Source organism: Pseudostreptobacillus hongkongensis (assembly GCF_001559795.1).
Lineage (GTDB): Bacteria > Fusobacteriota > Fusobacteriia > Fusobacteriales > Leptotrichiaceae > Pseudostreptobacillus > Pseudostreptobacillus hongkongensis.
In genome coordinates this window covers 1-12523 of the sequence record NZ_LOHY01000109.1, presented here as the reverse complement: position 1 = coordinate 12523, position 12523 = coordinate 1, and the positions used below count along the sequence as shown (strand labels likewise).

General features: G+C 25.4%; 5 protein-coding genes and 1 pseudogene. All 6 read right to left on the bottom strand.

The window, feature by feature from the left end; all coding sequences use genetic code 11:
- Positions 1-322 precede the first annotated feature (322 nt).
- A pseudogene (locus tag AYC59_RS08195) lies at positions 323-921 on the bottom strand (IS256 family transposase); the annotation flags it as partial.
- A gap of 337 nt (positions 922-1258) precedes the next feature.
- Positions 1259-8521, bottom strand: a complete 7263-nt coding sequence (locus AYC59_RS05665; protein ID WP_066896176.1) for a S6 family peptidase — start codon at positions 8519-8521, stop codon at positions 1259-1261.
- A 419-nt stretch (positions 8522-8940) separates the two neighbouring features.
- A complete protein-coding gene (locus AYC59_RS05660) occupies positions 8941-9831 on the bottom strand; it encodes an SPFH domain-containing protein (protein WP_066896173.1) in 891 nt (296 codons plus the stop codon).
- A gap of 13 nt (positions 9832-9844) precedes the next feature.
- On the bottom strand, positions 9845-10237 hold the full coding sequence (locus tag AYC59_RS05655) for an NfeD family protein (protein ID WP_066896170.1): 393 nt from the start codon (positions 10235-10237) through the stop codon (positions 9845-9847).
- Positions 10238-10242: 5 nt separating this feature from the next.
- On the bottom strand, positions 10243-11355 hold the full coding sequence (locus AYC59_RS05650; RefSeq protein WP_245620671.1) for a polysaccharide deacetylase family protein: 1113 nt from the start codon (positions 11353-11355) through the stop codon (positions 10243-10245).
- A 71-nt stretch (positions 11356-11426) separates the two neighbouring features.
- Positions 11427-12422 (bottom strand): histidine-type phosphatase, encoded by a 996-nt coding sequence (locus AYC59_RS05645; protein ID WP_066896164.1) that lies wholly within the window; start codon positions 12420-12422, stop codon positions 11427-11429.
- Positions 12423-12523: the final 101 nt, after the last annotated feature.

The window sequence follows — 12523 nt, the reverse complement described above, 5'->3', positions numbered from 1 at the left end:
CTTTCTTCTTGATTTAACTTTTTCATTTAATTTCCTTTCAAGGGGTTGCAATTGATACTTTAAAAAAAGGTTGCGATTAGTCTTTAAAAATGAAAAAATGAAAGTTACTAAAACTCTCATCTTTTCTATATTATATCATATTTTTATTTTTTTAACTTTTTTAAATTGAATTGTTTTTTTATACAAATCATTTGTTTATGATACTTTACTTATGTAACCTAGTGGTTGCGTTTGTTACTTTAAAGTGCAAAATGAGTACCTTTTCTTTTTATGCTTCAAATCTGCCTTCATACATTATACTAAATTATCCATATACTTTTTCCTAATTTCTTAATGGTTGACTCCCTTCTTTTTAGCCTCAAGCGTTAATAAGTAAAGTACCTTTAATAATACTTTAGCACTTGTATATACTGTTCTTTGACTATTTAATTTCTTATAAGTACTATTTAAACTCTATATTGCATTTGTGGTATATATTATCTTCCTTACTTCCAATGAAAACTTAAATATTGGTGTCAAAACATCCCAATGTTGATACCAGCTTGACATAGAATTAGGGTGTTTTTCTTCCCATTTTTCATTAACTTTATCTAAATTCTATAATGCTTGTGTCTCTGTTACTGCTAGGTATATACTTTTTAAATCAGAAGCAAATTTCTTTTTATCTTTGTATGATACATATTTTAAAGTATTTATTACTTGGTGGACTATACAACGTTGATATTTTATTTGAGGAAAAGTAGTAGCAGTTGCTTCTTTTATTCCAGTTAATCCATAAGCGTATATTACCATAATATAATTTATCCCTCTATTTTTCAATGCATTTAAAACTTCTAACCAATATTTACTACTTTCATTTTCTCCAATTTCTAAACTAAGTATTTCCTTCATTCCATCTTTTGTAATACCTAGTACTACATAATGAACTGCCCCTCCAATCTTGTGTACAAGATTATGGGTTCAGTTCAAAAAGGATATATGAAAATTATGTTTTTTAATTATAAAAATCTAGGAGTAAGTGGGATCGTGAAATCATAAATCTTCTTACACAAATTCATGAACACAAAGGAAAATAAGAACTTTTTTGAAACACAAACCTACAGTTTAATAAAAAACAGGAGAGTGCATTTTTAAGTGAGAAAAAAGTAGCTCTAATTAGAATAATTTAACATTTATTCTATTGAGCTACTAATTTTATTATCCCTTAAATATTTGTGAAGAACCCTTTTTTTAACTAGATTTTTCTAAATTCTAATTACTACCATCTAAATTGAATTCCACTATTTAGTATATATTTAGCAAATTTGTTTTGATTAAATTTCAATTCTACTTCAGTATTTAATCTTAGCGAATCTGTTGGTTTCGCAGTTAATTTTAATAATGTATTTACTTCAACATATTTATTTTTTACATCAATTTCTACATCTTTATTTGTTGATGTATTATTATCTACACGTCTTAAATCTGCAAGTAAATCTAAATCTATATATTTATGATTTAAAGATAATCCAGTTTTATAATACATATTAAATAATTTTGCCTTTGTAATATATTTACCACTTAATGATATATTTTCATAGCCAAATTCATTAACATATTTAACTAAAGTATTTTTATTAAATCTATATTCTGGATTTATACCTATTGCTAAACCATTTATTACAGATTTTATATTTTCTGGCTCACTATACAGTATACTTATATTACTTACACCTACACGAGCTGATATATCAAATATTCCCTTTTTATATCCAGTTTTTGCTATTAAACTATGAATAGAATAATTAGTATTAGTGCTTCCTCCATCAACCACTTTCATACTTAATGAATTTCTTGAATGAATATATTCTAGATTAATACCTAAATTAAGTTTATCTATATAATACGAACCATTTATACCTAACTCATCTGTATTATTTTCTGTAGTATATTTTGAATTTTCAAACACTTTTTCTTTATTATCAACTATTGTTTGATGTGTATATCTTGCTTCAATAAATTTACCATAATTCATTTTATATACATTTCTATAAATAGAATCTAAATTATTAACTATATTTGAATAACTTAAATCTCTACTTTTTAACATTGAATATATATAGTAATTATTATTTTCAGATTTAAACATTAATTTTCTGACTAAATTTTTATTAATATCATCTAAATTTAAAATGTTTACATTTTTATTAGAACTTGCTAACAATAACTGAGTATTTTTCAATTCTTCAATTACTTCATTTGACATATTAACTTTAACATTAACATCTTTTTCAGAATTTTTAATATCTAATATACCTTCAACCTTATTTTTTAAGTTTATATCAACTATACCTTTATCTGAATTATACCCATCAAGATGTAATTTAGAGTTTTCCAATACTACAGTTCCTTCATTATTAACCTTATTAATATTAGTATCTTTATTAATAATTAAAGAAGAATTTTCTTTAACATTAATTGTTGCATCTATTTTATTATCTGAATTAATAACTGTTTTTCCATTTTCAATATTTACATTTAAATTAGAATAATTATTATCGTTTATAATACTTAGTTTACTTGTTCCACTTAAATTAAGTGTTGAATTAAGAGAATTATCACCATTAAGAGTTATATCAATATCCCTACCATTTATATTTCCTGTAAACTCTTTAAGTTCCTTAAATTCTACTTTATTAGAAGTTGAAGCTATAACATCTAAACTTCCAGTACCTTTTAATTTATTTTTAAATACTTTTTCAGCATCTAAATTAACTTCTACCTTTCCATTAGAAATTTCTATATTCCCTAAATTATTAAGTTTACTTGAAGATATACTTAATTTACCTTCTCCAAGTTTTACTATATCTCCTGCACCTTTAATATTTGATGTCATTTCAATATCTGTAGTATTATTTATATTTAATTTAGTATTATTATCTAAACCAATATTTTCTACTGAAATATTTTTACCTATTTCTAATGTTCCTGCTTTTACATCTAAATTCTTAAAGTTCTTAATATTAAGATTTTCTCCTAATGTTAGTTTAGCTTCTCCTAATTTTTCTATCTTATTTGTATCTAATCCTTTATTTTCTACATTTAATTTACTTAATACCTTATCACTTAATAAATCTATCTTAATATTTGAACTTTCCTTAGCTATTATTTTTGTATCTGTATTTAATGATTTATCTTCTTTTAGTGTTAATATTGAATTTTCTAAGTTTAAGTTTCCAGTAAAGTTTTCTATATCTTTTACTTCTACATTAGAATTTTTAAATGTTAAGTCTGCACTTCCTTTTACTTTATTACTTAATACTTTATCTCCTGTAATACTTAGTACTCCTGCTTGTAAATCAATATTACCTTCACTATTAAGTTTACTTGAAGCTATACTTAATTTTCCTTCTCCAAGTTTTACTATATCTCCTGCACCTTTAATATTTGATGTCATTTCAACATCTTCAGTATTATTTACATTTAATTTAGTATTTGTATCTACATTAACATTTTCTATTGGTATATTTTTACTTACTTCTAATGTCCCTGCTTTTACATCTAAATTCTTAAAGTTCTTGATATTAAGATTTTCTCCTAGTGTTAATTTAGCATCTCCTAGTTTCTCTATCTTATTTGTATCTAATCCTTTATTTTCTACATTTAATTTACTTAATACTTTATCTTTTGCTAAGTCTATCTTAATATTTGAACTTTCCTTAGCTATTATTTTTGTATCTGTATTTAATGATTTATCTTCTTTTAGTGTTAATGTTGAATTTTCTAAATTTAAGTTTCCACTAAAGTTTTCTATATCTTTTACTTCTACATTAGAATCTTTAAATGTTAAGTCTGCACTTCCTTTTACTTTATTACTTAATACTTTATCTCCTATAACACTTAGTTCTCCAGCTTGTAGGTCAATACTTCCAGTGCTATTTAACTTAGAACCTTCTATATCAATTTTTGTAGTTCCTACTTTTATTAAATCCCCTGTTCCTGTGATTTCTGAAGTTATTGTTCCATCACTTATAAAGTTTAAATCAAGTTTTGTACTATCTTTTAAATCTATATTTGAAACTTCTATATTTTTCTTAAGTTCTAATTCTCCAGATTTTACTTCTAATGTTTTAAAATTAGTAATGTTAGTATTAACACCTAAACTTAATTTACCACTACCATCTTTAATAACTTTATTAGTATTTCCTTCACTTGTATTTTTATTTTCTAAGTTTATACTAGTTACCTCAATATTATTATCAGATAAAAGCTTTATATTACTATTTCCATAAGTTTCTACTACTTTAGCTGTATTGTTTATAGCATTTTCATCTTTTAATACAATATCACCATTTTGTGCTACAAGTTTACCTGTAAATCCTGATAAATTAGTAAATGTTAAATCTTTATTTGATTTATTAGTATATGAACCAACTCCCGTTAAATTATACCCTATAACTCTATCTTCAGAATTATCACTTGATATGTTAAAATCATAATTAACATCTGGCTGATTATTAGACATTACCTTTCCAATAAAATCTTTAAAGTTATCTTGAATTTCAAATTTTGCACCATTATTTCTTTCAAGTTTTATAACCCCTTCACCTGATACTTTAGCATTTATTGTAAGACCAGTATTTGCCCCAAAATAACCACCTGATTTAAAAATTAATGTTGCAACATTAGTAGCTGATTTTTTTAACAATATAGGATTAACAAAAGTTGCTCCTCCTCCACCACCGTTATCATTAATATTTTCACCGTTTATAATCTCACTAGCTTCTCCTGTATTACTAGCATTTATAACTACTTTAGTTAATTTATCAGAATTTTTATCACTAATTTTAGAGCTATAATCTCTTAAATATAGTTTTGAACGAGTTAATTCAAGTTCTTTCAATCCACTATTTAATATTGTATTTTCACTATATACTAATTTTAAACTAGCTTGATCTAATGTTAAAATAGAATTATTTGAAGCAGAAAGTGATTGCATTGTCATTCTTTGATTTGTAACATACATATTTGCACCTTCTGCAATAGTAACTTTACCAATATTAAGACTTCCTCTATCTCTACTTACACCATTTATATTAAGATTTCTATATACAGGATCGTCATAACCTTTTAATGCTGTAACTGAGTTTATATTTATATTAGCGTTATCTTCTACTTTTATAATCCCTAATGATGACTTAATATCTCCATTTGATTTATTAGTTGAAATAGTAAGTTTAGTAGGTTTATGGTTTGTTATTATAATTTCTTTACCTAATCTCATTTTTTTCGTAACAGTTACTGCATCATTTAATTCAATATCATTTTCCAGTACATCTTTATCATAAATTAATTCCCCACCATTCATTACAACATTACCTTTAAAATTATTTTTATTATCAAATTTTAAAGTTCCTGTACCTTTTTTCATAATATTCAAATTACCAGTTAATGTCGTATTAATAGTTGTTGCTTCATTGCTATCAAGTGTTACATCTACTTTATTATCACCACTATTAGTTAAAGTTCCATATTTATTTGAAGCATTATTTAATTTTATTGAAACAGCATTATTATTAATATCTAATATTCCACCATCTTTAATTAAAACTTCATTTTTGTTTTTTAACATTTCAGAACCTAATTTAAGTGTTATACTTCCATTATTTACTCCATTTTTATTTCCCATAACAGTTACTTTATTAGTAAAGTCCTTGTTATCTCCTGTTAATGTAACCACACCACCACTTAAATTTTGAGCATCAACTTCAAGTTCCTTATTTCCTAAAGTGGATGTATATGTTAAATTCCCTTCTCCTGAAAATCTTGTTTTATCATTAGTTGTTGTATATGTATTTAATGTTACATTTGAACCTTTTTTAGCTCCTATTGCTATATTTTTTACATCTATAACATTTTCATTAGTTAATTCAAGAACTCCAATAGATGTGTCCTTTAAGTTATTTTTTAAAGCTGTTCCTGCAGTTGCCCCATAACCTAAATCTAAAAATTTAGCATTTGAATTATTATTGTTTACCACAAAATTGATACCATCTCTAATAGATATATTAACATTAGCTGTACTTGACAAACCGTCTATAACTACATTACCTCTATGTTTATTATTTCCAGCATTGATATTTCTAAGTGTAGTTCCATCCTCTAATTCAAGTCCTTTTAATGTAACTGTACCATTATCCCCACCTAAATTTATATTACTTATACTTCTATCTATAGCTTTATCATTTGCACCTATTGTTATATCATTTTTAGAACCAATGTATAGATTTGTATAATCTGCATATTTTTTATCTAATTCTGCTAAACTATTACCTAAACTAATTACTCCTGTTGAAGTTTTATCTATTTTATCTAAAACATTAAGATTAGAATTATTATTTACTCTTAAAAGTCCTTTTTCTTCTATTTTATATTTCCCATTAGATAAAATTACTTCATTTTCACTTTCAACAACCCCATCTTTTATATCTAAACTACCAGTAAAATTATTATTACTATTTTTTATTTTTAGTAATCCATCTCCATCTTTAATCCCATTAATAGTACCTGAAATTTTAGAATTAATTTCTACTAAATTATTATTTTCTACATTAGCATTAAAATTATTTGAAGTCCCACTATTAAATGTAATATTCCCATTTACATTTACCTTATTAACTTCACTTTGATCTTCATAATCTTTATATGGTTTTGTTTTATCTAATTTAGTTAATACTTCTCCTGTAGCATTTAAATTTAATTTACCTGATACATTAATATTACTATCTACCTTAGTTGCTCTATCTAATTGTAAAGTTGAACCATTATCTACATTAATATTTCCTGCTTTAAATGTCGTTTTTTCAAATTGATTTTCTAAAACATTATTTTCATATCCACTTGTTATAGCATCACCAGAAATAGAAACTATTCCTCTTTTAACATTAAGATCTCCAGTTATATCTGTATTTCCTCTTAAATTCCATTTAGCATTTTCTTTAACTTCGCTAGGATTATACTCAACATCCATATTACCACTAAATTTACCTAAAAATACTCTATCTTTACCTTGAGTAAATGTAAATTTTGATTTAGTTGTACTTTCTTTATTAGCAATAATTGCATCTTTATCTAAATGATATATATCATTAAATTCTAAATTATGACCTTTTAATTCTAAAGTACCACCACGATGACCAAAATATATCTTATTATCATTTAACTGATTTTCTTTATTTAATACTACCTTAGCACCTTGTGCTACTCTTATATGACTTGCTGCATAACCATTACTATTATCTAATATTAAACTTCCCTCACCTATATTAACTTCAACATCATTTTGAGAATTTCCATTTAATGTTAAACTTCCTTCTCCTCTTTTTCTTATAACGGTATTTTTATCTGATATTATGTTATAGTTTACATTAACATTTTTATCGATTATAAGACCTGCGGTATTAAATTTACCTGTTCCTGTTATATTTGCATTTTCGCTAAATCTAAAACGAGAAGTTCCAGTATCACTATCACTATTTACAGTTAAAGTCAATCCATTTTTAGCAAAAGTTTGATTTTTAGCAGTTGCTACATTATCATCTATATTTCTTGTAGTATTTCCAAAACTTAAAGTTTTTCCATTAAGTATAACATTATCTTCTACAATTTTTTCATCTTCTATACTTTTCAAATAAGCATTTACTGCATCTGGATTTTGTTTGATTATAGATTTTTTATTCCAGTTATTATCTCCAGAACCAGCTGAATTTTCTCCGGCTAATAACCATTTTTGGTTAGTCGCATCCCAAATATACGCAGGTGATCCACTATCTCCGGGTCTACTTGCACTATCTAATGGTGTTTGAAAATTTCTTTGCATCTGTATCCAAAAACTTCCACCATCTTTATGATATATTTTATTTAATCCACCAGCTATATTTCCATATCCTACTGGATATCTTTCTCCACCATCTTGAGCATAACTATTTACTCCACCCCCAGTTCTAGCTACTAAATCTCCATAATGAATTTGATCTCTACTCTTAATAGTTTCTGGTGTATACCCATCAAAAGCAATAGTTTTTAATCTACCTATTGAATAGTCATTGCCTAAATTTCTCATATATGGCATATTAACACGTTCAGAATATTCCTTAACTATATCTTCTTTTTTAATATTTGCCTTATCTTTAAATCCTTCTGACAATTCAACATCTTTTCTTAAATGTCTTTGTATAAATGTAAAACTTCCCCAGTTACCAACATGGCTTGCAGTTGATAATATTTGTGGATCTCCCCAAAGAGCATAAGCTCCACCATCTACCATTCCATCAAAATTAGGTATAGGTTGTTCTATTGTTGCAGGATCTCCTAATCCATCTTTTTTATATACAATAACTCCCTTTTGACCTATTTTAAATTTACCTCTATTATTTGCAAAATCTTCATAGTCTGACCAATATTGTTCATATCTACCATGATTTGCCATACCTATAGAACTTAAAAAGAAAAGTGCTACCAATATTTTTTGCGACTTATTCATAATTCTCCTTCTCTCCATTTACAAACTCCTTTATATTAATTATTTTTTATTTATTAAGTATTATATATCAAATTATACAACATTAGTTTTTTACTTACAAGAAATATAAGTAAATATTATTAAAAATCATTCAACATCATATAAATATAGCCTACTTTCTTGTGCTATATATTTTTTTATATCTGCATTAAGATTTTCAAAATTATTCTTAATATATGATAAATCTAATTCGGACATTTTACAGTTACTTTTCAAAAAAATGTTCTCTAACCCGTATAAATAAATGCCCTAAATTAAAATTGAGAAAGACCTAGTTTAAAAAGAGGGGATAATCCCCCTCTAATTTAGGTCTATATATTATATATTTTTTGAGACATTTTCATTTTTAATTGACAACTCAATATCTTTTTAAAATTATCCTATTTTATTTCTCTAATACCTGCAAGTAATGATGTTAAATTTTGTAATTCACTTGGTATAAAGATCTTAGTTGCTTCCCCTTGAGATACTTTTTCTAAACTTTCAAGTGATCTTAAAGCAAGTATTTCTTTTGTTGGAGATGAAGAGTTTAATATTCTAATACCTTCAGCTTCTGCTTCTTTTAAAGCAAGTATAGCACGTGCCTTACCTTCTGCTTCTCTAATACTTACTTCTTTTTTAGCCTCAGCTCTTAATATAGCGGCTGTTTTTTCCCCTTCAGCAACAAGTATAGCACTTTCTTTTTGAGCTTGTGCTTCTAATACCTTAGCTCTTTTTTCACGTTCAGCTTTCATTTCTTTTTCCATTGCAGTTTTAATTTCTACAGGTGGTAAAATACTCTTTAACTCAACACGATTAACTTTTATTCCCCATGGATCTGTAGCTTCATCAAGTTCAAGTCTCATTTTTCCATTAATTACATCTCTACTTGTTAATGTTTCATCAACTGTCATATCCCCTATTATATTTCTTAATGTTGTTGCAGTTAAATTTTCTATAGCAGAAAGTGGTCTTTCAACACCATAAGTATATAGCTTAGGATCAGTAATTTGATAATATACAACTGTATCAATCTCCATAGTAGCATTATCTTTAGTTATAACCGCTTGAGGGTCAAAATCAACAACTTGTTCTTTTAAACTAACTTTTTTAGAAACATTATCTAGGATAGGGTTTAAAAAATGTAAGCCTGAATCTAATGTTCTTGAATACTTACCTAATCTTTCTATAACATACATTTCTGATTCAGAAATTATTCTAATACTTTTAGAAATAACTACAAATATTAATAGTATAATAACTCCGAAAACTATCATATTAACACTTAACATAAAAATCTCTCCTTTATATTATTATTTTATTACCTTTAAATTTTTTAACTTCAACTATATCCCCAACAGAATAATTAGAATTTTCAGATTCAGCATTCCATGCAACACCTTTAAATTTTACAACATAATTATTATTGTTACATTCTAATATTTCTACCTTACTTCCAATATCTCCTACTTCATTTACATTTTTAAACTTAACATATTTTTTTACTATAGGCATAGTGTATAGTAAAAAAACTACTGAAAGTACTGTAAATACAGCAAGTTGAATAGTTATAGAATCTGTAAACATACTAACGAAATATACTACAAGGGCTGATAATGCAAACCATATAGTTACTAAATTAATAGTTACAACTTCTATAATAGCTAGAATTGCAAATAAAATTAACCAAACATTCATTGTATCTACTCTCCTTTATATTTATTTTTTCTTAATTCCAACATTTCAGAATAACTTACAAACTGGAAACCTCTTTCCTTTAAAATAGGCAACATTATACTAACTGATTCATAGCTTTCTTTATATAGATCATGGAATAAGACTATATCTCCGTCTTTAACCTTATCTAAAACTCTTGAAATTATAGTATCTACATTTCTACTTTTCCAATCTTCAGAATCAACATTCCATAAAGCAACTTTTCTTTTGCCGCCTATGATATTAACAACGGTATTATTAAATGCTCCATAAGGCGGTCTAACATATTCTCCATCTACTCCTATTATCTTAAATATTTCATCATTTGTTCTTGAAATTTCATTCCAAATTTCAGATGAATTTAAATTTCTAAGGTTAGGATGATTGTAGGTATGATTACCTATTTCATGTCCATCCAGATATGTTTTTAAAACCATCTCTGGATGTTTCTTAACACTAGATCCTACAAAGAAAAATGTAGCTGTTTCATCATATTTATTAAATAATTCTCTTATTAGTACATGATTTTTATTACCTGGTCCATCATCAAATGTAAATGCTATATGTTTTTTATTTGGATCTATTCTTCTTTTTTTAGGAACTAATTTTTCCCCTTTATATATAGAGTCAAGCTCAGTCCCACTTTTAAATAAGGATTTATTATCATCTAATTTTAATTTAACTTCTTCATGATCTCCTATTAAAATATATCCATCTTTAAGTATAAACTTATTAATATTTAAACCATCAATATTTATATCCTTAGTATATTTTAAAGTATTTAAAATTCCTGTTCTAAATATATCTGAAGATTCTAATATCTTATTTAATTTTTTTGAAAAATATTTTATTTCACCATTTTCATTTATTTCTTCTAAATCATATACATGAGTTATGACATCACTATTTTCAATATCTTTAACAGTATTTTCTTCTTTAATTTCTTCTATTTCTTTTTCTTCTTCTTTTTGCTCTACATCATCTTTTTGTATAACTTTAATTACTTCCTGTTGAACTTCCTTTGGTTTTTCTTCTTTTTTTTCTACAACATCAGAACCACAACTTAAAGTAAAATAAATTATGCATAATAGAGAAAACACTCTTTTCAAAATTATACCTTCCTAACTGATTTTTATATATTTTATCATCATTATTTTTTAATTTACTTAGTTTAGTTAGATAATTTAATAAATTTATGATTTTTAAGTAAATTTTTACAAGTAGGTACTCCACTCATATTTCTAATATCATCTATTTCATAATACATAATATCTAAATCAAAACTATCATCTTCATATACTTTAAATACAAGTTTTGAATCTATAGGATACTTTTCAAATTCATTTCCTAAATTAGTCGTATCTACATTTAATGCAGAAAGTATTGTCGCTATATTTGAATCATGCCCTACAAGTAATGTAAAATCTTTATCATTTTTTAATTCTTCTTGAACTAAATTATATGCATTTTTTTCAGATTTTAATATATATTCCATATCAGCAAATATTACATCTAATAATCTATCTTTAATTTCTGATAATTTCTTAATTTCTTTTCTTAAATTTAAATTTCTTAATATATCTTCTTCTTTAAAGTTTTCATAATATTTTAATATGTATAAATCTACTATATCAGTAGCTATTTTAAATGCTCCATGAGAATAAATGAAACCTTGATCATTTACCAAAATATCTGATCCCTTGTTATATATTGTATCTTTTTCTATGTTTAATATCTCTTCAAGCCTATTGTATAAAGGTCTTAAATCCTCATCCATTTTTCTTAATTTATCACGATTAATATCTTCATCAAATATATTAATATTAAACTCCGTTTCCATTATATTAAAATCATCATATTTATGTTCAACTTTAATATTTTCAAAAGGAAATAGGGCTAAAGACAGTATTTTTGCAGTAAGTACTGTTCTTTTTAAAGAATTAGAACGTATTTTTTTAGTTTTTATTTCAAAATCTAAATTTTTTAAATATTCTCTAATATACTGACCAAATCTATATTCTAAGATCTCTCCTCTTGGAGTTAAAACACCATCAGAAAATTCCCAATTCACCTCTTCAGGTGTTATTATTCCTTGTTTATCTGCATAGTTAAGTAAAGGATACCTAAGTCCATGCCTACTAAAGATTATAACCTTGTTTAATTTCATATCTATACCACCTTTTCTATTAAATTAATTACTATATCTTCCATCTGAAAGCCTTATCAAGTATACTTTTTTCAAGTAAAGATATAGATTCCATTAAACTT